Source organism: Spirosoma aureum (assembly GCF_011604685.1).
Taxonomy (GTDB): domain Bacteria; phylum Bacteroidota; class Bacteroidia; order Cytophagales; family Spirosomataceae; genus Spirosoma; species Spirosoma aureum.
On sequence record NZ_CP050063.1, the window covers coordinates 6876185 to 6899953 of the forward strand.

14 protein-coding genes are annotated in these 23769 nt (G+C 47.9%); 4 read left to right on the plus strand and 10 right to left on the minus strand.

Annotation, left to right across the window (positions count from 1 at the left end):
- Positions 1–177: 177 nt before the first annotated feature.
- On the minus strand, positions 178–4245 hold the full coding sequence (locus tag G8759_RS27305; RefSeq protein ID WP_167215580.1) for a hybrid sensor histidine kinase/response regulator transcription factor: 4068 nt from the start codon (positions 4243–4245) through the stop codon (positions 178–180).
- 156 nt (positions 4246–4401) lie between these two features.
- Here G8759_RS27305 and G8759_RS27310 point away from each other — a divergent pair, with 156 nt between their 5' ends.
- Entirely contained in the window at positions 4402–4845 is a 444-nt protein-coding gene (locus G8759_RS27310) for a GNAT family N-acetyltransferase (RefSeq protein ID WP_167215583.1), read from the plus strand.
- A 40-nt stretch (positions 4846–4885) separates the two neighbouring features.
- Here G8759_RS27310 and G8759_RS27315 read toward each other — a convergent pair whose 3' ends face one another.
- The 5 genes from G8759_RS27315 to G8759_RS27335 all read right to left on the minus strand — a co-directional run bounded on the left by G8759_RS27315 (position 4886) and on the right by G8759_RS27335 (position 12786).
- Positions 4886–5608: a universal stress protein gene (locus tag G8759_RS27315; RefSeq protein ID WP_167215586.1), complete on the minus strand. Its 723-nt coding sequence runs from the start codon at positions 5606–5608 to the stop codon at positions 4886–4888.
- Between the two features lie 89 nt (positions 5609–5697).
- Positions 5698–6660 (minus strand): SPFH domain-containing protein, encoded by a 963-nt coding sequence (locus tag G8759_RS27320; protein ID WP_162391078.1) that lies wholly within the window; start codon positions 6658–6660, stop codon positions 5698–5700.
- Positions 6661–6754: 94 nt separating this feature from the next.
- The gene (locus G8759_RS27325; protein WP_167215590.1) at positions 6755–7930 is read right to left on the minus strand and encodes an MFS transporter; all 1176 of its coding nucleotides are present in this window, start codon (positions 7928–7930) and stop codon (positions 6755–6757) included.
- 555 nt (positions 7931–8485) lie between these two features.
- Positions 8486–11554, minus strand: a complete 3069-nt coding sequence (gene polA, locus G8759_RS27330; RefSeq protein ID WP_167215593.1) for a DNA polymerase I — start codon at positions 11552–11554, stop codon at positions 8486–8488.
- Between the two features lie 212 nt (positions 11555–11766).
- Positions 11767–12786 carry a fasciclin domain-containing protein gene (locus G8759_RS27335; protein ID WP_167215596.1) on the minus strand — a complete coding sequence of 340 codons (1020 nt, stop codon included), beginning with the start codon at positions 12784–12786 and terminating at the stop codon, positions 11767–11769.
- A 283-nt stretch (positions 12787–13069) separates the two neighbouring features.
- On the opposite strand from G8759_RS27335, the gene G8759_RS27340 reads away from it, so the two are divergent.
- The gene (locus tag G8759_RS27340) at positions 13070–13513 is read left to right on the plus strand and encodes a hypothetical protein (RefSeq protein ID WP_167215599.1); all 444 of its coding nucleotides are present in this window, start codon (positions 13070–13072) and stop codon (positions 13511–13513) included.
- Positions 13514–13516: 3 nt separating this feature from the next.
- Here the strand turns inward: G8759_RS27340 and dnaE are convergent, their stop codons facing one another.
- Entirely contained in the window at positions 13517–17152 is a 3636-nt protein-coding gene (gene dnaE, locus G8759_RS27345; RefSeq protein ID WP_167215602.1) for a DNA polymerase III subunit alpha, read from the minus strand.
- A 317-nt stretch (positions 17153–17469) separates the two neighbouring features.
- On the opposite strand from dnaE, the gene G8759_RS27350 reads away from it, so the two are divergent.
- Complete coding sequence (locus tag G8759_RS27350) at positions 17470–18294, plus strand: SGNH/GDSL hydrolase family protein (protein ID WP_167215605.1); 825 nt, start codon at positions 17470–17472, stop codon at positions 18292–18294.
- Here G8759_RS27350 and G8759_RS27355 read toward each other — a convergent pair whose 3' ends face one another.
- The 3 genes from G8759_RS27355 to G8759_RS27365 all read right to left on the minus strand — a co-directional run bounded on the left by G8759_RS27355 (position 18295) and on the right by G8759_RS27365 (position 22819).
- A complete protein-coding gene (locus tag G8759_RS27355) occupies positions 18295–19590 on the minus strand; it encodes an FAD-dependent oxidoreductase (protein ID WP_167215608.1) in 1296 nt (431 codons plus the stop codon).
- A gap of 164 nt (positions 19591–19754) precedes the next feature.
- Entirely contained in the window at positions 19755–21095 is a 1341-nt protein-coding gene (locus G8759_RS27360) for a TldD/PmbA family protein (protein WP_167215611.1), read from the minus strand.
- An 83-nt stretch (positions 21096–21178) separates the two neighbouring features.
- Positions 21179–22819 (minus strand): TldD/PmbA family protein, encoded by a 1641-nt coding sequence (locus G8759_RS27365; RefSeq protein WP_167215614.1) that lies wholly within the window; start codon positions 22817–22819, stop codon positions 21179–21181.
- Positions 22820–23239: 420 nt separating this feature from the next.
- Here G8759_RS27365 and G8759_RS27370 point away from each other — a divergent pair, with 420 nt between their 5' ends.
- Positions 23240–23749: a hypothetical protein gene (locus G8759_RS27370; protein WP_167215617.1), complete on the plus strand. Its 510-nt coding sequence runs from the start codon at positions 23240–23242 to the stop codon at positions 23747–23749.
- The last annotated feature ends 20 nt before the right edge of the window (positions 23750–23769 follow it).

Sequence of the window (23769 nt, forward strand, 5' to 3'; positions counted from 1 at the left end):
CATGGTATAGTAAAGGGCTGGCTTTGTTTTAGAGGCTGGTAATAAGCCAGCCACAAATGTGATTGGTTAGTCAGTGCAGGTGTTAGCACAAATCCAGCATTCTTTTCCTCATTTCCAGCATGAGCCAAAAAAAGGCCTCTATTGGGCATTTTTGGTCGTTTCGGGCGCTGATACGCACTATGTAGTATACTCAGAAGGAAGTACGCCAAACTGTTCCTGAAACACCTTCGTAAAATAGGGCAGGCTCTCGAACCCTACCTGATAGGCAACATCAGAGACGGTCCCTGACCGTTCTGCCAGCAAAACGGCAGCTCGCTCCAGCCGATACTGCCGCAAAAATTCTACGGTGGTCAGACTGGTCAATGCCTTGAGTTTACGGAGTAGTTGTGACGAACTCAGGTGCATATGCTGACTCAATTGGTCAACGCCGAAGCTACTGTCGTCCAGATGGCGGTCGATTATTTCACGGACCTTTTGAAGGAACGTTTCTTCCTGCGAGCGGATAGGGATCGGCGGAGTTTTCGAAAGGATGAGGTTATGACTAAAATAGTGCCGTAACCGCTCCTGTTTATCGAGCAGGTTACGAACGCGTACCCGGATCTCGTCGGCATTGAAGGGCTTCGTCAGGTAATCGTCGGCCCCCAGTTCAAAACCTTCCAGGCGATCTTCGAGGGTAGCTTTAGCCGTCAGCATCACCACCGGAATGTGGCTGGTAGCTTCCTGGCTTTTCAGTATCCGGCAAAAGCCGAATCCATCCAGTCGAGGCATCATCAGGTCGCAGATAACAATTGTGGGCGTTACGGCCGTTGCTTTTTCCAGCCCATCCTGTCCATCTTCGGCTTCGATCACCTGAAAATCTGCCTCAAAAATATGCCGTATATAGGTCCTTATATCCGCATTATCGTCGATGATCAGTAACACATTTTCAGGAGCCAGCGCCTGTTCCTGGACCAGAGTTGGTATTGGAGTGCCAGATGCTGTCGGTCCAGGCACCCGTTGGGATAGATTAGCCGTGGGTGGGGTCGTAACAGGTGGGGCATGTTCTGATTCATCCAGTACCACCAATGGTAAACGAACTGTAAATGTTGTTCCCATGCTTTCGGTGCTGGTTACCGAGATCGAGCCCTGTAGAACCTTCACCAACTCATTGACCAACGCCAGGCCGATTCCTGTTCCTTCATAGTTCCGGTTGTACTTACTATCGACCTGATAAAACCGATCAAAGATTTTGGGCAGATTGGCCGAGTCGATGCCAATACCCGTATCTTCAATCCGTAGCGTCACAAAACCCGCTTTACCTTCATTCTGATACGTAACGTCCATGCGTACCGTATGCCCATTGGGGGTAAATTTAAAGGCGTTGGAGAGCAGGTTCGTCACAATTTTTTCCAGCTTATCCCGGTCAAAATTCACCCAGTAAGTGGATCGGCTCTGGGCAAAACTGAATTGAATGGAACGGCTATCGGCCAGCGAACTGAATGAACTGGCCATAATCCGAAAAAAGGATGCAATGTCACCTGGCTCCGATTCGGCAGTCAATTCGTGAGCTTCCAGTTTGCTCAAATCCAGCAGTTGATTGATCAGGGTCATCAGCCGATGACCGTTTCGCTCCATCATCGACAATTCGGGCTCATTGAGTAGTTTGTTTTTTCGATTACTCAATGGGCCCAGAATCAACGTGAGCGGAGTTCGAAACTCGTGGGATATGTTGGTAAAAAACTGCGTTTTGAGCGCATCCAGCTCCGACAATCGACTGGCTTCTTTCTGCTCAAAAACAACCTGCTGCTCAAGTAATAGTCGCTGGGTCTGGAACCGGTAGAGTTGCCAGCCCACCATCGCAATTATTATCGCATACAGTAAATAAGCCCACCAGGTTCGATAGAATGGCGGATGAATTCGAATCAGGAGTTCAACGGGTTTGCTCCAGACTTCGCCATCCGCCGAACCCATCACCGCCAGCACGTACTTGCCGCCAGGTAGCTGAGCGTAATTGGCAAAGCGATTCGTTCCAGCCTCCACCCAATCGTTGTCGATTCCCTCCAGCCGGTAGCGATACCGATTGTTGTCAGAATTGGTGTAATCCATCAGCCCGAACTCGAACGTAAGCAGGTTTTGGTCATGCGACAGGTCGAGTTGCCGGGCATATTCTATTCCCTGCGTCAGCAGGTCATCCGATCCTCCGGCCTCAACGGATTTATTATTTACCTTCAGCCCAATAATATTCACATTGGGTATTGATTGGCTTGCTCCTGCGAGTTCGGAGGGTCGAAAACTGTTCAGGCCATTGACACCACCAAACAGTAATTCGCCCGACGCGGTTTTGAAAAAGGAGCCCGTATTAAATTCATCGTCCTGAAGCCCGTCTTTCTGGGTATAGTTACGGAACTGTTTTGTTCTGGGGTTGAACTGCGATAACCCCCGGTTGGTGCTTAGCCAGAGATGGCCAAATGAATCTGTTAAAATTCCGTAGATCACTTTATTAGGCAACCCCTGCACTTCGGTAAAGTGTTCGAATTGCCCGGTCTTCTTATCGAGTCGCTCAAGCCCCCCTCCTTTCGTACCCACCCATAAATAGCGGGCAGGGTCGCTGGGATCATTGGCCAGGCTGGATACAAAGTCATTGCTTAAACTCTGCCGATTCGTGGTCGAGTTTCTATAATATACATACGTCGGTTTTGTTAGCAGATGGTCGGCTTTAATGAGCCCCTGCTGCGTACCGATCCAGAATGATCCGTCGGGCTCCCGCAACAGGGCGTAGGTTTCCGTTTCATTCTGAGCCAGGTAGCTGAATACCTGAAACGTTTCTGTCTGTGGATTAAATCGCAGCAACTTCCCTTTCATGGCTCCGATCCAAAGGTTTCCGGATGGGTCTTCGAGTGTTTGATTGACCCAAAAACCGAATTCTATTCCGGCAGGCAGCGGATATTTTTTGAGCAGTTGCCACGTACTGGAGAATTTGAACAGGTGATGTTCGTGGGTTTTAAAATGCGTATTAGACACCCAGAAAATGCCCTGTCGATCCTGCATGATATTGCGCTGCCGTCTGTCGGCCTCCGGAAGGCGCTCATCTAAAAACGGCAACAGCCGATCCGTTGACCGATCCAGCTGTCCATAGGCGAATTGATAGCGGGCATACGTCCGTCCCTGCCGATCGACAAACAGCTGCGACAGGGATGTCTTGGGCAGGTATGAATGAAACTGTTTTACGCGAGGATTAAATTTTCGGAGACCGTAGCCACTGGTTCCTGCCCAGATATTACCCGTCCTATCCTGGAGGACAGTAGTAATCGCGAACAAATTCGGGGGAAACTCCACAAACGAATCGCCAATAGTCAGGCTATCTTTCGCGAACAGTTGCGAAGCTGACAATAGCCACAAGTGACTGACCGTTGTGATGGCCAGGGTGTTTTTATCTATAGGTTTGATACGTACGCCATAGGAGGACGAGTTGGGTAACGTAATCGTTTTTGAATGGCCCCGATGCCAGCATTTGATTTGCTGGCTGGTGCTGACAAACAGAAAATCCTGAATGGGATCTTCATAAATCTCAAAAATGGTTGGCGTCTCGCCGACAAACAGATTAAGTTTCGAGAATGAAGCAGGTTTACGCCAATTAAACGCATACACGCCATTATCCACACCGGTTATTCCCTGTCCATTGGCTTTAAAACTGAAATGAAAGTGGGGTTGATTGATCTGGTCGCTACTCAGGCGAAGGGAAATTAGCTGGATTTGCTTTGTAAAGTTGGCCTGATCGGGGAAACCATGCTGAAGCGATGCTGGTAACTGGATTTTGAACGACCCTCCTACAGAAGTGCTTACCCAGATATTACCTTCGGGATCTTCGTCAAGCAATTGAATTTCATAATTGTTGGCCTTTGTTGGCGATTGATCACCGAGCGTAATGTGGTAAAATCGCTGGGTACGGTCATCGTAGAGATTAAGACCTTTGTTTAGTGTACCAATCCAAAGCCGTCCGTGTCTATCCAGTAATAAAGCCGAACAGGCGTTGTCGGAAATACTATAGTCATTATAAGGGTCATGAGTGAACGCCTTGAAATTATGTCCGTCGTAGCGATTGAGCCCGTCTTTAGTGGCTATCCACAGAAACCCTTTCTGATCCTGTTTCAGATCGAAGATCATTCCCTGCGACAGACCATTCGAAATGGTAAGCTCCTGCCAGCCTTTAGGCTGGGCAAACAGAGTAAACGGAATAAGAATAAAGAGGAAGAAGACCAGACGCATTTACAATGCTGAATTTGCGACCAATAATACGTAAACATGGCCATATCTGAGTTATTATCAGCAATAAACGTTCCAGAGTAAATCATGCGAACAGTAACATTAGGTAAATTTGCATAACCTGCAAAACTGACTAAACGACATCGTTGTAGTACACTAATGTTGATCCGTACTTTTAAAAGCACCGATACCGACCAATTGCTAACTGCGTTCCGCAAGAACATACCAACAGCATTTGGTGTAAATGAACTGGATGAGTACGCCGAATTTCTCCGAACAAATACGGATCCTTATTTCGTGGCCGACCACGACGGGCAAGTGGTTGGTGCCTGTGGCCACTATATAACCTCGGATGGACAGGTTAGCCGGATTTGCTGGATTCTTACCGATCCGGATGCGAAGGGTTTAGGAATTGGGACAGCCTTATTAGCGCATAACCTTAGGCTTATTCGCCAGCGATCAGGTAGTCAGCTTGTCGAATGCCGAACCTCTCAGGTCGCGTACCAATTTTTCGAGAAATCAGGTTTTCAGCTTCAGTATACCGTGCCTAATGTCTGGGCTCCGGGTCTTGATCTCTACTTCATGACACTCAGTTTGCAGTAAGCAGTCTTCAGAGAACTGCAAACCGCAAACCGAAGAATGCCTACTTATGATAGATGAGTACGGGTACTGTCGATTTTTCGATCAGACGCGCGGTATGATTCGGATGGAGCAGGTTATCCAGAAAACCCGACTGCGGATATAGCTGCATGACGATCAGGTCAGTATGTGCGTTATCGAGTTGATCGTCCGTTAAAACCGAAAGCTGTGCATCAAAGGCCTTGATCAGCGAGTCTGTTTGTTCAGATACTGTACTTTGCGTGGTTTTCGACTGCATGGCGTAGGCAATTGTTCGTACCTGAGCCGGTCGAACAGGTTCTCCTTCGGGCGGAATCGGCACAATTAACACCGGACAAATGGCTTCGTCGGCGACGTCGGTTGCGGCACTACCCGCCAGCCGATCGAAAAATGTGCTTAAATCGCTTCGACCCATCACAATCAGATCGGCCAAAATTTCTTTGGCGACATCCAGTATTTCGTCATCGACTAAGCCGATCCGCCATTCTGTTCGCACCGATAGTCCTTCCAGTTTTAAATCGGTTTCGAGTTGCTGTAATCGCTGTTGGCTAATCTGTTCCACTTCCTGTGCAGCCAGCACCCCCAGACCAGGTTCACCCATCGTTGGCAGGGTCGAATCAGGAATCATAGGCTGATTGACATGCAGCAGCGTTATGGTTGCACCAGTTTTGTGAGCAAATAGCCGTGCCCAGTTGAGGGCTGAAGCAGAAGTTATCGAAAAATCGGTAGGAAAAAGCAGGTTTGTCATACTCGGTGAACAGGGGTTTGTTAGATGAACAAACGAAAGGCTCAACGTTCCCGACAATCAGCCAATTTTATTGCTTTTTCAGTGCACGGCTACTTTTTTAATTCTTCTGGTGGGGTTATAATCCGGCCTGTTCCGCTACCGCTATTCATTTTCTCGACAGCCAGTAACTGTTTCATGGTTTTGTCCATGCCTTCAGTTGACCCATCCAGAAAAATGACGTTACCATTGCCATTTTCGGCAAAATGCTTGATTGCCTCGGTCCAGATTGAGAATAGAATCAGTGATGCATCCAGATTAGCCTCGGTCATGACCTTAGCCGATTCGGCCATCCCCTTCGCTACTTCTTCCCGGAACAGGGCAACACCCTGACCGCGCAACTGAGAAGCTGTTTTTTCGGCCTCAGCCGAGATTTTGATGGCATTCCCTTCAGCTTCAGCGGCTTTCGTTTTTGTAATAAGCAAGGCCTGGCCTTCGTTTTCGGCAGCTGCTCTTAAATTGGAGGAAGCCACTACCTGCGCCATCGACCGCATAATTACCTCATCGAAGGCAATGTCATTCAATTGCAGATCAGTGAGGTGGTAACCCCAGCTTTCAAGAAGCGTATCGAGCTGAGCCTTAACGTGTTCGATGATTTCAGAACGTAGTGCCAGAATTTCTGACTGGCGTTTGGTGGCGACAAAGCTACGGATCGATCCTTCGATGGTTCGAATCAACGCCTGCATAAATGAAGCTTCATCGATAAATTTGAAGGCAACATTTTTGATGGTTTCTTCGCCCTGATTCAGTACCGAATAGACCAGCATTGCTTTAAAATTCACGTTTGCCTGATCGGCCGTGATTGCCTGGAAAGCCAGTTCGACGGAGCGATTCTGAATAGAAATACGTCGGTAAATAACCTCAATAAATGGAATTTTAAAATTCAGACCCGGCCCCAGAACACGGGCATATTTCCCGAAAATTGTTACAACAGCCACCGTACCCTGTTGCACGATAACGATGGACAAATAAATGATAATGATTGCCAGGACGGCAAAAATGCCTAAAAAGCTCATATAGTGACGTGGTTAAACACAAAAAAGCGGATTCTGTGTTAAGGTACAGAATCCGCGAATACACGTATGAAAAATTTGTTAGATCGGTCAGTTCCTAGTTGCCGGGCGCTAATTCATAATTAACGACACTCTTCTGCCGGAAGTAGGCCATCATAGCCAGCACAAACCCGGTAAAGGCCAGCATCGCTCCTACCAATTGAGGAGATGAATAGCCTAAACCGGCTGCAATTGGTATACCGCCGAGATAAGCGCCCAACGCGTTACCGATATTGAAACCCGCCTGACTAACCGATGAGGCCAGCATTTCTGACCCATTGGAAGCGCGGATCATCAGAATCTGAATCGGTGCACCCAACGAGAAAGCAATGGCTCCCGTAATGAAGGTCATGATCAGCAGCGGCACCTTAAAAGGCGCAACCGCATAGACAAGCAACAGACAGATAACCATCAGCAACAGGAATAAGGCCGTAGCCTTGATGGGCGAAATAAAGTCAGCCATACGCCCGGCGATCAGGTTACCCACAGCCATCCCTAAACCGGCCAGGACCAGAATCCAGGTGATCTGGTCGCTGCTAAAATGAGCAACTTCGGTCAATAAGGGAGCAATATAACTGAACCAGGCAAATAGTCCGCCTGTACCAATTGCCGTAATGCCCAGAATCAGCCAGGGTTCTACATGGGTGAACAGTTTAAGGTCTTTGCGAAGATTGGATTCGCCTACGACCGGCATAACTGGAAGCAGTTTCTGGATGCAGAACATGGTGATCAGCCCAACAGCCGCAATAACCACAAATGTTATGCGCCAGCTCATGGTATGACCAATGTAGGTGCCCAGCGGCACACCAATAATATTGGCAATGGTAAGCCCGGCAAACATCATCGAAATGGCCTGTGCTTCTTTGCCCTTACCCGCTAATCGGCTCGCCACTACGGCACCAACCCCGAAGAACGCACCATGAGGCAGCCCCGATAACAACCGGGTTATCATCATGGTTTCATAATTGGGTGCAAATGCCGACAGGATATTACAAAAGGTAAAGATGGCCATCAGGCCGAGTAGAATCTTTTTAGGGGGATAATTTCCGGCAATCCCAACCAGCAACGGAGCGCCTAACACGACACCAAGTGCATAAGCCGAGATTAAATGACCAGCAACGGGAATCGAGATGCGTAGTGCACTCGCAATATCAGGCAGAATGCCCATCATGACAAATTCGGTCATTCCAATGCCGAAGCCTCCGATGGCGAGAGGCAATAAACTCTTTTTCATTTGCAGCTACTTTTTTCTGACAGCTCGTGCGTTTTACCTCTAAAACGCACCGTAGCCTCCACAAAGCGAAGACTACTCTTTCAGGCAAATAAAAAAAGTACAAAAACGTTCCCAGTTCTACAAATGATCTAATTTATTAGCCAGCAGGTGCAATTGAATGGATTATAAAACAGGGTTAGTATTTATTTACCTAAAGTGCAGCACCTTCATTTAGCCCCAGATGGCAAAATTATCTAAATAAGACCAATCCCATAAGGCTACTTTGCGTGGTATACAATGGCTGTCCATGATAAATAACAAGCGACAGAATCCTTTAAACTATATAGACGCATTAAAGTACAATCTTCGTATTATTCAATTCCTAATCTCTATATAAACACACTGAACGTATGTAATATTTGTCATTTATCTCGCATTCCCGAAGAAAATTCGTGATCAGAAGTGGTGTAATAACAAAATCCCCAGCCTGCGTCAGGCTGGGGATTTTGTATGATTACCTGTTTGGTTGTGTCGCTTAACCAACACACAAAAAAGTTGCTTATAGCATAAAACAGGTTAGTGAGCCAGTAACCAGTTTTCACCAATGCCAATTCCGGTTTCCATTTTCACAGCCATTGGAATCGCATTTCTCATGATGTCGGCAACACGATCACGCAGCAGGTCGATTTCGTCACGGTGCGCATCGAACACCAGTTCATCATGAACGGTCAGAATCATTTTCGACTTTAACCGCTCGGCCTGCATGAATTCATGAATACGAATCATGGCAATCTTGAGCATATCGGCCGCACTGCCCTGGATCGGCGCGTTGACCGCATTCCGCTCAGCAAACATCCGGTCAGTCTGGTTCCGTGAGTTGATGTCGCGCAGATACCGACGGCGGCCCAGAATAGTTTCGGCATAGCCAAACCCCCGTGCTTTTTCGACACTCTGGTCCATATAAGATTTTACAGCCGGAAATTCGGCAAAGTACTCATCAATGATTTGAGCCGCTTCTTTGCGCGGAATTTTTAAGCGCTGGCTCAGCCCAAAGGCCGAAATACCATAGATAATTCCAAAGTTGATGGTCTTGGCTTTCCGGCGCATCTCGGTCGTCACCTCACTGATCGGCACGTGAAAGACTTTACTGGCCGTTTGGGTATGAATATCTACGTCGTTGTTGAAGGCATCCAGCATGGTCTGATCGCCACTGAAGGCCGCCATGATCCGCAATTCGATCTGCGAATAATCGGCCGACATAATCACAAACTCCGGCCCGCGCGGCACAAAGGCTTTTCGAATTTCCTGCCCGCGTGGTGTCCGGATCGGTATATTCTGTAAATTAGGATTAACAGACGACAAGCGCCCGGTCGATGCAACAGCCTGATTAAACGACGTATGAATCCGCCCGGTACGTTTACTGATCAGCAACGGCAGCACATCAACGTACGTGTTTTTGAGTTTGATCAATTCGCGGTAATCCAGAATCTTGCGGGCAATTTCATGCTCGGCTTCCAGTTTCGACAGAATCTCCTCGCCGGTAGCATATTGGCCGGTTTTGGTCTTTTTGGCGTTCTTATCGAGCTTGAGTTTATCGAACAAAATTTCACCCAGTTGCTTCGGCGAACCGATATTGAATGACTCGCCCGCAATGTCGAAGATCTCCTGCTGCACTTGCCGCATGTCTACTTCAAGCGTCGCTGACAATTCAGCCAGAGCGTTGGTGTCGATCGTAACGCCTTCCAATTCAAGGTCAGTCAGTACCTGAACAAGCGGCATTTCGACCTGGTCGAAGAGCTTATAGAGACTATCCTTTTCAAGTCGGGGTGCAAAGGCTTCTTTTAGCTGAAGGGTGATATCGGCATCCTCACTTGCATAGTCGACCACTTTCTGCACATCGACTTCCCGCATCGTCAACTGGCCTTTACCTTTCTTGCCGATCAGCTCTTCAATCTCAACGGGCTGGTAGTTCAGATACGTCATCGCCATCATATCCATGTTATGGCGCATCTCCGGCTCGATGAGGTAATGGGCAATCATCGTATCGAACAACTTGCCCTGCACTTCGACACCGTATTTTTTAAGCATCAACAGATCATACTTCAGATTCTGCCCGATCTTGCCAATATTCGGATTTTCGAATACCGGCTTAAACTGATCGACCACGGCCTGAGCCTCGTCACGACCTTCCGGAACGGGCACATAAAACGCTTCGCCGGTGCGATAGGCAAAGGATAGACCAACCAGATCAGCCTCCACCGGATCGATTGCAGTCGTTTCGGAGTCAAAACAGATGCTTTCCTGAAGGCTCAGATAATGCACCAAGCTGGCCCGTAGTTCGGCGGTATCGACCAGGCGATAATCGTGCTTTACTGACAATATATTCCTCCGGCGCTCAGGCTGTACCTCGTCGATCTCATAGTCGGGATATACATCAAGATAAGCGGGTTGGTCCTGCTCAGATGTACTATTTTCACCACCTTCAATCGTGGCTGAATCGGTTACGACATCCGGCGTTGCAGCCGACGCAGAAGCAGCGGGCGCTTTAACGCTGGTCCGTTTCTCTTTCGGTTTTCCCGTTGGTGTAGGCGCAACAGTACCAGAGCCAAAATCAAACGGCAAATCACCAGCACCTGATGGTTTCAGGGCTCCCATATTGGGGAAAGGCAGAAACGCAGGACTGTCCCCACCGGGTGAATCGAACAGATTCATTTGGGCTGGTGCCGTATTTTTGAAGGCCTCGGGGAGTGGTTTTTCGTCGTAATTACCGCCCAGTAAGCGGGTTTTCATCTGCCGGAACTCCAGTTCGTCCAGCAGGGCGGCCAGCCGGGGTTTATCGTATTCTGTATGGCGCAGATGCTCTTCATCGAAGGTAACCGGTACATCCAGATGGATGGTTGCCAATTGCTTTGACAGGAGGCCCTGATCGGCGAAATTGACAACGTTTTCTTTAAGTTTACCTTTTAGCTGGTCGGCATTGGCAATCAGATTTTCGACTGAACCGAAGTCAGCAATGAGTTTCTGTGCTGTTTTTTCGCCAACTCCCGGAATTCCCGGAATGTTATCGACCGAGTCGCCCATAAGGCCAAGCATATCTGTTACCTGATCGATGCGCTCAATCTGCCAACGCTCCAGAACCTCGTTTACGCCCAGTTTTTCGGCAGGCTTTCCCATGAACGCAGGTTTATAGATATGCACATGCTCTTCAACCAATTGCCCATAATCCTTATCGGGAGTCATCATATAGACCTCAAAATCAGCCAGAGCCGCTTTTTTGGCGATAGTCCCAATTATATCGTCGGCCTCGTAACCATCCAGAATCAGGATCGGAATATGCATGGCCTCAACAATCTGCTTGATATACGGTGTAGCCACACTGATGTCTTCGGGCTGCGACTGCCGGGTGGCCTTATACATCGGAAACTGTTCGTGCCGAAACGTTTTCTTCGATGAATCGAATGCGACACCAATGTGGGTGGGTTTTTCCTTGGTCAATACCTCGATCATGGCATTCATGAACCCAAAGATCGCTGACGTATTCACGCCCCGCGATGAAATACGGGGCGATTTATTAAAGGCAAAATGAGCGCGATAGATCAGAGCCAGCGCGTCTAACAGAAAGAGTTTTTTTTGTGGTTTAGCCATTCGATACAGGTCACAAGTCAAGGTGCCAAAGGTCGAAAGTCTTACGGACAATCCCGCGATTTCGGCTTAACAATTTGATGCGTTATCCTTATAAACAAAACAGTTGGTGCAGGGTTTTGATTCCTCCCAAACAGCTCTAAAACGCCAAAAACGCACAAGCCGAGCTCTGATATGAGCTCGGCTTGTGCAGGAAGAAAAGGATACTAACTTATCTACTGAGGCAGCAACAATCGATCGACGACATTGATTACGCCATTGGTTGCCGGAATGTCAGGAAATATAATATTCGATGCCGTACCACCATTTCCTTTACCGGTTACGGTTATAGCCGTTGTACTGGCAGTATAAGTAATTGTACCGGTCTGGGCAGTTGTCAAACTTGATCCACTGGAAATCAGCGGTGTAAACACTCGGCCCGGTACAATATGGTACTGAAGAATCTGGCCTAATGTAGCTACTGGTAGCGCATTTATGTCTGCTACTGTTTTAATAGTGGGTATAGCAGCGGTAAAGGCGGCATCGGTTGGCGCAAATACAGTTAATGGTGTAGTACCAGTTAAGGAACTAGCCGCCCCTACTCTGGCTACAGCCGCCTGTAGGAACGTAAATGATACGGTTGGGAATAATCCTGGTATAGCCTGAATAGTACCAACCAGATCGCCCAGAATCGGTGGAACCAATACCCGATCAATGACGTGCACTACACCGTTACTGGCTTGTTGATCTGCCAGAACGATTCGTGCGCCATTGGCAGATATACTGCTGGAGGTCCCCGATGTTGAGACTACTTTTGATAGATACAACGATGAGCCACCAAGCGTGGGAACGGGTGTTAGCAGTGCCGTTGGTATAGCCGCAGACTCCGTCTTTGTGCTGAGTATGTGGTACTGAAGAACTGCTGTTAACTGCAGTATAGGAATATTATTAATGGCTACTGTATCGGCGTAAGCAGGACCTAATAACTTAAAGGCAGCATCAGTTGGTGCAAAAACAGTGTAGGCACCTGGTTGTCTCAAAGCACCAGCCAAATTGGCACGGGTAATGGCTTTTTTGAATAGCGTAAACTGATTCGTGGTCCCATTGCCATTATTAATTAAATCATAAATCGTTGGGACGGTTGGTGTGTTATCATCATTTTTTTTACAGGCAGAGAACGTAAAAATCAGCGCAACGAACAGTGCAGATAACAGACCCCACTTTCGCCTGGAGAGCGGGTATTGATTACTAGTCATGATTGATTGGGAGTTGGTGTACAAAAAAGGATCAGGGCACCATTGTTTAGCCCGTCCTGCAAAAAAACGACTAATTATCGACTTTGTTCTTAAATATTTATCAGGCGTTAAACGAATAAGCAATTTATAATTTCCCTTCGTCTACTAAGCAAAAAGTAGGCTTAAGGGCTCTCATATGGCGCAACTAAATCATTTTTTCTACTATATCACTCTTACCCTATAAACCATCAGGAATATTCACCGTTATTCAGAAAACTCAATCGTCCAAATTAGTTGACGTACCATGCGTATTGCCTTGCTTATTATCTCAACAGGCCTATTTTTCGGATGTCAGGACCGTTCTTCGCAGGAATCAGCAAGTACTTCTTCCGCTGAAACAGCAGTAGCCGCTGACACCCTCTGTTTTCAACAGATACTAAAACGCGATACGACAACAATTCAGTTAATTATGAATGGAACGAAGGCCACTGGCTATCTGGACATTAATCCCTATGAAAAAGATCGGGCACGCGGGCCTATTCAGGGAACGATTAAGGGGAATCAGATCGAGGTCAATTGGGATCGTTCGGGCGAAGGCGTCGTTCAACGCTACACACTCGATCTACATCTCAAAGCTGATGCCATTACCTGGCATGAAGGTGAGCGAGTTAAAAAACAGGGCGTATGGGTGCTCAAACAACCCACACGCGGCTATGAATACGTATTGAATAAGACAAACTGCCCCTGACCTCTACGCCACCTTACAGGTTACGCCCTCCATGGCTTCCAGCGATCGGAGCAGCGAGTTAGCCGGTGAGACCTTCAGCGTACGCGACTGCAAACTGACCTCGATCCGTTCGGCGTGATCAACTACGTTGAGCGAGAGCGTACAAGTGCCGGGATGCGCATTGACAAGCTCATTTATTTTGGCGACAACCTGCGCATTCAATGAGTCGATCGTTAAGGATACACGCAGTTCCTTGCAGAACTTTTCGCGCATATCGTTCAGCAACCGGATGCTTACCGGCTTAAATTCTAACTGCTCAGAGCCCCATTTATTCTGGGTCTTACCCGTAATGTGCAGGAAACGCCCAACCTCAATGTATTGCACCAGCCGGACGTAGTCATCACCGAAAAGGGCCATTTCAAGGGACGTGTTATAATCTTCTATTTTAAAGATACAGAACGGATTGCCGCTTTTCGTTATGCGCATTTGTACAGCCGATACAATGCCTCCAACTTTAATTTCAGGTTGTTTTGTCTCGAAAATATTGCCCAGCGTACAGTTACAGAACCCCTCCATTTCGAGCTTAAACTCATCGAGTGGGTGGCCAGTGATGTAAAAACCAACAACGTCTTTCTCAAATTTCAGCTTTTCGATCTGATTCCATTCCGTAACAGTTGGCGCTTTGGGTCGGGCTAGCATTGGTTCGCCATTCATCATGGCGCCAAACAGCGACTGTTGAGCGGCCGCTTTCTCGGCGTGGTAGTTGTTGGCGTAGCGTATAATTTTATCAAGAAATGGGGAAGTGTCGCCATCTGCCATCTCAAAATATTGCGCGCGGTGGTATTCGTCGATACTGTCGAAAGCACCAGCGTAAGCCAGAGATTCCCACGTTTTCTTGTTCACGGTTCGAAGGTTGACCCGAATCGCAAAGTCGAAAATATCTTTAAATGGTCCGCCCGCTTTGCGCTCCTCAATGATGGCTTCTACGGCCGCGTCGCCCGCGCCTTTGATACCACCCAGCCCGAATCGAATCTCGCCCTTTTGGTTTACCCCGAAAAACCGCTCGGACTCATTTACGTCAGGACCAAGAACCGGAATGTTGATATTTTTACATTCTTCCATGAAGAATGTGATCTTGTCGATTGTGCCCAGGCAGCTTGTTAACACCGCAGCCATGTATTCGGCCCGGTAGTGAGCTTTAAGATAGGCCGTCTGATAGGCGACAAACGCATAACAGGTCGAGTGCGATTTGTTGAACGCGTAGGAGGCAAAGGCTTCCCAGTCGGTCCAGACCTTTTCACAGACTTTCAGGGGTAGATTATTGGCCGTACAGCCATCCATAAACTTCCCTTTCATCTTGTCGAGCGTGGCTTTGTCTTTCTTCCCCATCGCCTTCCGCAGTACGTCGGCATCACCTTTGGTGAAGTTTCCGAGCTTCTGCGAGAGCAGCATCAATTGCTCCTGATAAACCGTAATGCCATATGTATCAGCCAGATACTCCTCCATTTCTGGCATATCGTACTTAACTTCTTCGCGCCCATGTTTGCGGTTGATGTAGTTCGGGATATAGGCAATCGGCCCCGGTCGGTAAAGGGCGTTCATGGCAATGAGGTCGCCAAAGCGGTCAGGCTTCAGATCCTTCATGTGCTTTTTCATGCCGTCGGATTCAAACTGAAACACGGCATTGGTTTCGCCCCGCTGGAAGAGTTTGTACGTTTCTTCGTCATCCAAGGGAATATCATCAATGCCGGTTTCCACGCCATTAATGAAAAAACCGCCATGATTTTGCTTGATGAGCCGAAGGCATTCCTTAATGATCGTCAGGTTGCGCAGACCCAGAAAGTCCATCTTGATAACCCCCGCATCCTCAATGACTTTACCTTCATATTGGGTAATAATGAGGTTCGTATCCTTCGAGGTTGACACCGGTACGATGTCCGATAAATCACTAGGCGCGATGATGATTCCAGCCGCGTGCAGGCCCGTGTTACGAACCGTACCTTCAAGTTTTCGGGCTTGTTTAAGTACAGCCGATACCTTTTCATAGTCGACGATCCGCATAGCCTGAGCCGCACTCTTGTCACCTGATTCGAGCGCACGCATTCGCTTCACATTATCGACCTCTTCGGGCTGAATAACGCTCGCTAAGCCGCCCGGCCCGTCAATCGGGTCCTCAAAAATGCGCTTGAGCGTCATATTGTAGGTCGGCTTGTCGGGTACAAGCTTCACAACCGCGTTGGCATCCTGAAGGGGCAGATCCATGACACGAGCAACGTCTTTGATCGACGACTTAGACGCCATTGTGCCATAGGTGACGATCTGGGCAACCTGTTGCTTGCCGTATTTCTGCACGACATAATCAATCACCTTCTGACGGCCTTCGTCATCGAAGTCCGTATCGATATCGGGCATCGACTTCCGGTCGGGGTTCAGGAACCGCTCGAACAGCAGGTCGTATTTAATGGGGTCGATATTGGTGATACCTGTGCAATAAGCCACCGCACTCCCAGCTGCCGACCCACGACCCGGCCCGATCATCACGCCCAGATCACGCCCGGCTTTAATGAAGTCAGATACGATCAGGAAGTACCCCGCGAAGCCCATTGTCTTGATCGTAAACAACTCAAAGTCAAGGCGTTCCTGAATATGCGGAAGTATATCAACGTAGCGTTCTTTGGCTCCTGTATAGGTCAGGTGACGCAGGTATTCCCACTGGTTCAGCACATCGTCGGTATGCTGCTGAAACTCCTGTGGAATCGGGAAGTTGGGTAGCATGATGTCACGCTTCAACTTCAGGGTTTCTACCTTCCCAACAATCTCGTTGGTGTTATCGATCGCTTCGGGCAGATCTTTAAACAGCGTCGTCATCTCCTGCGTGTTCTTAAAATAGAACTGGTCGCTGAAGAAGGCAAAGCGGGTATTTTTGGGCATTACCTCGTCGTCACTGAATTCCTTCATCGACGGCGTACTTTGCTTTTCGTTGGTATTCACACATAACAGAATGTCATGCGCTACCCAGTCGTCCTGATCGACGTAATGTGAATCGTTCGAGGCAATGATTTTGACATTATATTTCCGGGCGAACCGCACCAGCACTTCGTTGACCTTGATTTGATCCGGAATTTCATGCCGTTGTAATTCGACATAATAGTCTTCACCGAAGCGGTCAAGCCACCATTTAAACTCTATTTCACCGGCCTCCTCGCCTTTTTTCAGGATGGTTTTCGGCACCGATGCGCCGATGCAGCAGGTAGAAGCAATCAATCCCTCTTTGTACTGATCGATGAGCGCTTTCGTAACGCGGGGATATTTGCCGTAGAGCCCTTCAATGTAGCCTAGTGAGCAGAGCTTTGCCAGATTTTTATAGCCCTGCGCATTTTTGGCAAGCAGAAGCTGGTGGTATCGAATGTCTTTCTTTTCTTTCGTAAACTGTTTGATGGTGTGATCCTCTACCACATAGAATTCACAGCCAACAATGGGTTTGATACCCTGCTTGCTGGCTTCGGCCACAAACTCAAACACGCCAAACATATTGCCGTGGTCGGTGATGGCAACGGCAGGCATGTTGTCATTTTTAGCTTTCTTAATCAGCTTTTTAATGTCGGCCTGCCCATCGAGCAGCGAGTATTGAGTATGGCAGTGGAGATGAGAGAATTGCATAGTCTGATCAGACCGCCGATGCGGCCGATATTTGTCGATTTCCCTGATTTACGGGATTCCGTTCCTCTGTAAAAATAGGCAAACTGCGCGGGCAACAGGTAACAAAGAGTGGGGATTTTTGAAAAGAATTTGGTAAAAGCCTGACAGAGAATTGACTTAGCCCAACTTTATCTATTCTAGCATACTAGTCGGTTTAACCGTTGGCAAGTAAGATTAGCAAAACCTATAGTAAATGGTTTATTAACCCATCTTTTTGTAGGAGGAATCAGATAAAAACGGATTATTGGCATGGCCATGCCAAATGCAATCAAATCGACATGAGAAATTGGATAATATTCATTGCGCTGATTGGTCTAATCAGCTCCTTTAAGCCCAAAGAACTTACCTGGGTTGCAATAGGTGATTCGATCACGTATTTAAATGAGCATCGGGACGAAACCGGGAATCGGATTACGAAAGGCTACATGACCCGAGTTACAGAACAACTCCCTTACATTCATTACACCAATCAAGGCCACAATGGCTGGACTGCTATTCGGATTGCACAGGAAATTGAGAAGTTAGGCTTGACAAAAGCTGATATTTATTCGGTCTTTCTGGGTACCAACGATTGGTGGGCTGGCCGACCCCTGGGTCGTTTTGACGACTATCAACGAAATACGGGAAACACGACGGTGTATGGCTCGTTCCGGATTATTATCGACAAACTACGCAGTCTTAATCCGCAAGCGCATATCCTGTTGATCACCCCCATGCAACGGGTGGATTTTGTCTATCTGGCAAACATGAAAAACAACGCTTTTGGGTCCTATAAAGCCAAAAACGGGCAATATCTCGAATCCATTGCCAATGCCATCGACACCATTGGTCGTCACGAAAAATTTGAGGTCGTTGACCTGTATCACCTGAATGGATTAAAGTTAAAAAAGCTTGTTAAGTACAAGCGGCTAAAAAATCCGCAGACGGGTGTTTACACCAATTATCCGTATCCCAAATTCATCGATGTTCCCTTTGATCCTGAAAAGGACGAGTATCCGTATCCGGTTGACGCGATAGACAGAACGTATGATGGCCTGCACCCATCCGATAAAGGATATGACCTGATTAGTCGTAAACTGGTAAAGGCTATGAAAAAGTACTAGCTATCCGATCAATCGTTTCAGGCCAAACTTTTCTAATTTCTCCCTCTCTCCGGAAACGGTATTGGCGGCTATTTCGCCAAACGAAGCCCCCTGTTTGTAACCGTGGCCAGAATCGCCCCCCATTACCCACAGGTTATTGGCTTCTGGATGTGTATCCAGAATAAAATCGGTGTCGGGTGTGCTGGTATACTGGCAAACACGTTGCTCGATTAGGGGCTGGCCAACTATTTTGGGGAACCGTCTGGTAATTACGTTTAATGCCATATCCAGTTCTTCCGGTTTTATAGAGCGATTGTAGGTATCAAATCGATCCGTAACGTTATTGTCTGGTGGTGTTAATCCCAGTTTGAACCCGCGAAAATCACTTCCCGGCACGCCAAAGGAGCGGAATGGGCCGGTCATATCCCGATCCATCCAGGTCGGCAGTTTATTTTCCATAAGGTCGGATTGACCCGCCGGGCTTGCAAAAAAGAAAACTAACGCTCGGGTCACGGCGAGTTTCTTCGTCAGTTCCGGAAAAAGACGCGTCAACCACGGCCCACAGGCAAACAGGAACTGATCGGCTTCCAGCACATTCCCATTGGCAAGGGTCACCGACGTTGCTTTGCCGCCTTTAATGGATTCATGTTTTACCTGCTGTTGTAGAAACGTGCCGCCTTCTTTGACAAACAAATCACACACTGCCTGGCATCCCTTGCGGGCGTCCAGATAACCCGCTGTTGGATCATACATAACATGATCCAGCCCTTCTGTTCCTAGTTGCGGCCATCGTTTGACGGCATCATCAAGGCTTACTTTCTCGAGAGGCAGGCCAGCCTTTTTATAGATGGCGACAGCGGCCTCCGACTCGGCTTTACTGGATGGATAATTGAACAGTAGCAATCCATTCTGATGCAGAAGCTTCTGCCCCATGCGAGGCTCGTTTTCCTTCCAGAGCTTGATGGCGCGCATCGCCATCTCCACGTATATGGGGTCACTGTAATAGGCCCGAATCAAGCGGGTTTCTCCACCCGAACTTGACTGGTTGTTACCCGGTCCGAATTGATCAACGAGCGTTACTTTATACCCTTTTCGCACTAAATGCAAAGCCGTCCAGCCACCAAACGCACCCGCACCCACAACCACAATCTTCCCATTTTTCGCAGGCTGTTTGATGAACGATGCAGCACCCGCCTGCGACTCTAAAGGCAAGGTTGTGCCTAAGGCGCTCAGCGTTGCGCCGTGGAGACCATACTTCAATAACTGGCGTCGGTCGATGTGCCCTGGCTTAACTTCATTCTGGCTCTTGATTGCCATGTTATTAATTCATTGATTTAGGACTTTGGCTTCGAGCCGTAGAGCCGTGCCACGGTTATCAGGAGCAGCATTAGTAACCACCGTCCGCGGCTGCGGTGGCACGGCTCTACGGCTCGAAGCCAAAGTCCTATGATTATAAGCGAAAGGAAATTAACGTAGTGCGCCTAGACAGCATCGGACAGGGATGTGAACGTAAACTCCCTGATTTTCATGGCCGGAATGAGGTAATTGGCAAACGAGCCCTCACTACTCACGACCCGTTCTACATTCCCGAGTGTTTCGAGATTGTTGAGCATGATAACCGGACTTTCGTTAAAGCGGAAATTCTTGACAGGATGCTTTATTTTACCGTTTTCAATGTAAAACGTCCCATCACGAGTCAGCCCGGTGACCAACAGCGATTGCGGATCAACGGAGCGGATATACCAGAACTTGGTTACCAAAATACCCCGTTGTGTGGTTTTGATCAGTTCTTCCAGCGTAGCGCTCCCTCCTGCCATCATGAAATTGGTCGGTGGTGGAACCGCCTTTACGCCTTTTTTCTGTGCCCAGAAACGTGAATACGATAAATTTTTGACCACCCCTTTCTCGATCCAGTTGATTTTCTCCTGGGTCCGACCATCCGACGACCAGGGCGAAGCGGGTAACTCCGGATTAGTCGGGTCCGAATAAATCGTCACCCGCTCGTCCATAATTCGCTCTCCGAGTTTCGTTTTTCCGCCTGGTTTGCTCAGAAACGATCGGCCTTCGTCGGCACTACGGGCATCCAGACTACGGAACAGGTGTTCGAGCAGTACGGCAGCTGCGAGCGGTTCCAGAATAACGGTATATTTGCCGGGCTCAATGGCTCGTGCTCCTACGGAGCCAAGGGCTTTCTGAAGGGCAGTCTGGGTTGCAGAGTTGGTATTCAGCTTCGTAAAATCGCTCACCCCCTGAGCGGCAAAACCCGAGCCGGTTCCGTCTTCGGTACGAATCGTCGAACTGAAGTTTACGATCGTTCGGGGGTAATAGGCAAACAGGCCCTTATTATTCATCATGGCTGAGTAGCCAACCCGATCTTCGAGATAACCGGCTACCGTCTGGTTTTTCGAACGGGCAATCTGAATACTTTGGGCTACGGCTTTGGCCCGAGCTTCCGCTGAAATGGTAGCCGTCGAATCAAAGAAGCCGATTGGTGGTAAATAGGGCTGAGGCCCCAGCAGTTCGACGTATTCGGGATTTTCGGGAGCCAGCCGGGCCAGTTCCTCCGATCGACGCACAACCTTTTCCAGCGAGGCATCGTCAAATTCATCGATGGTGGCCACTCCAACTTTTTTACCAAAAGCCGACTGTACGGCTAACCGCTTATAAACCAATGAGCCACAGGTTGAGACTTTGTTACGGGCATACCGAATATTGCTCCATTCCTCGCCCTGTAAATTCACCTCGCATTCATCGGCTTTTGAATACGTTAACACTTTAGTCAACAGGGCTTTTACGTCAGCTTCGGGAAGAATTATAGACATGGTTGTCGATTTGAGTCTTACGGAATCTGGTTTAGAGCAGCCAACGCAATAAGCCCTATCGTAAACCACATTCCGGAAAGCGATTAGATTTTTCTGGCGGTATTAATCACATTGACACCGTTGAAACGAGCCGTTGCGCTACCGTGAGAAACGGCATTGATTTGGATAGGCTGCCCTTTTCCATCAAAAAATGACCCGCCCAACCGATAGTCACGTTCATCGCAGACCTTGACGCAGGAGTTCCAGAATTCCTGCGTATTTGACTGATAGGCCACATCTTTGAGCATGCCGGCAATCTGACCATCTTTGATCTCATAGAATAGCTGGCCTCCAAACTGGAAGTTATACCGCTGCTGATCAATTGAGTACGAACCGTCGCCAATAATATAGATACCCCGTTTAACATCTTTAATCAATTCATCGACCGACAGTTGCTCTTTCCCGGCCGCCAGCGACACATTGGCCATTCGCTGAAACTGAACAGACCCCCAGCTATCGGCATAACAGCACCCCTGCGACTCGCTCTCGCCCAGCATATGAACCTGATCGCGAATAGCCTGATAATTAACCAGAATCCCATCTTTGACCAGATCCCAACGCTTTGTTTGCACACCCTCATCGTCATAACCAACCGCTCCCAGCGAACCTACCTGTGTTTTATCGGCAAAGAGGTTGACCTGACCGCTCCCGTAATTGAAACGTTTTGTTTTCCATTTATCAAGGGTGGCAAATGAGGTTCCGGCAAAATTGGCTTCGTAGCCCAAGACACGGTCTAGTTCGAGGGGGTGCCCAACTGATTCGTGGATGGTCAGCCAGGTGTGCGATGGATCGAGTACCAGGTCGTATTTGCCGGCTTCAACCGATTTAGCCGTGAGTTTTTGTTTGGCCTGTTTGGCAGCCGCTACAACATCCTCCAGCATGTCGTAGCCCTGGTTATACCGGGTCGTAATGCCCGTTATTTTATCGTTCGGATTAACCTGCAGGTATTCATAACCCATTCCCATTGGAGCGCTGAGGGCATCTCTTGTTTCAAACTTACCGCTCCTGGGATCGATAACCGTTACGGTAAAGCCAGGCCAAAGTCGATGAATATCCTGATCGACATAAGTACCATCGGAGGAGGCAAAATACTTCTGTTCGTTAACCAGAAATAATTGGGAGTTCACAAAGTTGGCTCCGTTTTTCAACGCTGCCCCATTGACCGCCATCAGCAGTTCCACTTTCTCCTTGATGGGAATCTCAAACGCATTTTTCTGAATCGGCGTTTTCCAGTTTCGTTCGCCAAAGCCTTTCTGAGGAGCCAGTTGCACAGGCTCTTCCGAAAGCATGGCATTGGCTTTTGCCATCGCTACGGCCTTTTCGGCGGCTTTTGCCAATTCGGCTTCTGTCTTCGCATCACCGATAGCAGCAAAACCCCAGCAGCCATCGGCAATGACACGAACACCTACACCATAAGACTCCGTATTGGTAATGCTCTGAACCTTATCTTCACGGGTAACCACGAATTGATTGAGATAGCGGCCGATGCGGACATCGGCATACGTTGCCCCTTTCGACTTGGCGGCATTCAGAGCAGCATCGGCCAGCCTTTTTTTTACGGATACATCCAGGCCCGGATTCAGCAGAGCTTCGGGCGATACCTGACGACCAAAAACAGGAATTTGGGTCAGCGTTAATGCACTGATACCTTTTCCCGTTACGTGCATAAAATCTCTTCGATTCAAGTTTATTTTCCTGCGTTTTGGTTTATACTAACTGATTTGTTTAGCCAAATGGACAGCGATCAATACTATTGCTAAACAGGAGCAATTGAACAAGGGTGAAAAGTAGGCTATTCAAAATAGTATCGCAATATTATTTTAGTTTATTATCTTTTATTATATATAAAATTCTATAATAAACCAATAAATCAAAATAAAATATCAACTCATCAAATTTTTATGCTAGACTGCCATATTTATTAATAAGTGTATAAGCCAGGCTCGAAGTATAGACGAACAGGAAGTGACTCAAAAATTTTATTGAAATGACACCGTATCGTAAACGTATCTAAATTTGCTCTTTTTGTAGTAGTCTATACTTCACAAACCCGGCACGGCGTTTGATAGACAGCTTGTAAATATAACCCATATCTAAATTTAATCATGGCTAATCGAAATGCCTTTCGATCACTCCGCACAATGCTTGTTGCTGTAACTATTATTGGCTGTTTTACGACCGCCTGTAAGAAATCCAGCTCAGGCTCCGACGTTGATCCACGCGATCAGTACGTAGGAACGTATGACGGCGGAGACAAAGGTTACCAAAGTATTATTACTGTAGGAGCGGTAACATTCAATCCCGAATATGGAACAGCGAGTATTGTCGTTACGAAGGGGTCAAATCCTAAAGAACTGTATATTGAATCAGGGCAGCAATCGTATAAAGTGACCGCTGAACTCGATGGCGCTAATTTCACGGTAATCGATAAGTCAAGCAGCCAGATTTTTATCCCGCCCAGCAATACATACACGGGTACGTATAAAGCAACGGGCGTCTTCGGCGTCGATCAGGCATCTGGCAAGAACGCGATTGCCATTACGGCAACGACGGAAACGCTGAAAGACGGTTCCTCAATCAGAAAGACCGAGATCTATACGGGCTCACGAAAATAACTATCTTCGTGCCAGTTCCT

What these genes read in the sequence shown, in the direction of transcription:
- G8759_RS27305 (WP_167215580.1), bottom strand. Translation starts at nt 4,245, where the DNA reads ATGCGTCTGGTCTTCTTCCTCTTTATTCTTATTCCGTTTACTCTGTTT.
- G8759_RS27310 (WP_167215583.1), top strand. Translation starts at nt 4,402, where the DNA reads ATGTTGATCCGTACTTTTAAAAGCACCGATACCGACCAATTGCTAACT.
- G8759_RS27315 (WP_167215586.1), bottom strand. Translation starts at nt 5,608, where the DNA reads ATGACAAACCTGCTTTTTCCTACCGATTTTTCGATAACTTCTGCTTCA.
- G8759_RS27320 (WP_162391078.1), bottom strand. Translation starts at nt 6,660, where the DNA reads ATGAGCTTTTTAGGCATTTTTGCCGTCCTGGCAATCATTATCATTTAT.
- G8759_RS27325 (WP_167215590.1), bottom strand. Translation starts at nt 7,930, where the DNA reads ATGAAAAAGAGTTTATTGCCTCTCGCCATCGGAGGCTTCGGCATTGGA.
- polA (WP_167215593.1), bottom strand. Translation starts at nt 11,554, where the DNA reads ATGGCTAAACCACAAAAAAAACTCTTTCTGTTAGACGCGCTGGCTCTG.
- G8759_RS27335 (WP_167215596.1), bottom strand. Translation starts at nt 12,786, where the DNA reads ATGACTAGTAATCAATACCCGCTCTCCAGGCGAAAGTGGGGTCTGTTA.
- G8759_RS27340 (WP_167215599.1), top strand. Translation starts at nt 13,070, where the DNA reads ATGCGTATTGCCTTGCTTATTATCTCAACAGGCCTATTTTTCGGATGT.
- dnaE (WP_167215602.1), bottom strand. Translation starts at nt 17,152, where the DNA reads ATGCAATTCTCTCATCTCCACTGCCATACTCAATACTCGCTGCTCGAT.
- G8759_RS27350 (WP_167215605.1), top strand. Translation starts at nt 17,470, where the DNA reads ATGAGAAATTGGATAATATTCATTGCGCTGATTGGTCTAATCAGCTCC.
- G8759_RS27355 (WP_167215608.1), bottom strand. Translation starts at nt 19,590, where the DNA reads ATGGCAATCAAGAGCCAGAATGAAGTTAAGCCAGGGCACATCGACCGA.
- G8759_RS27360 (WP_167215611.1), bottom strand. Translation starts at nt 21,095, where the DNA reads ATGTCTATAATTCTTCCCGAAGCTGACGTAAAAGCCCTGTTGACTAAA.
- G8759_RS27370 (WP_167215617.1), top strand. Translation starts at nt 23,240, where the DNA reads ATGGCTAATCGAAATGCCTTTCGATCACTCCGCACAATGCTTGTTGCT.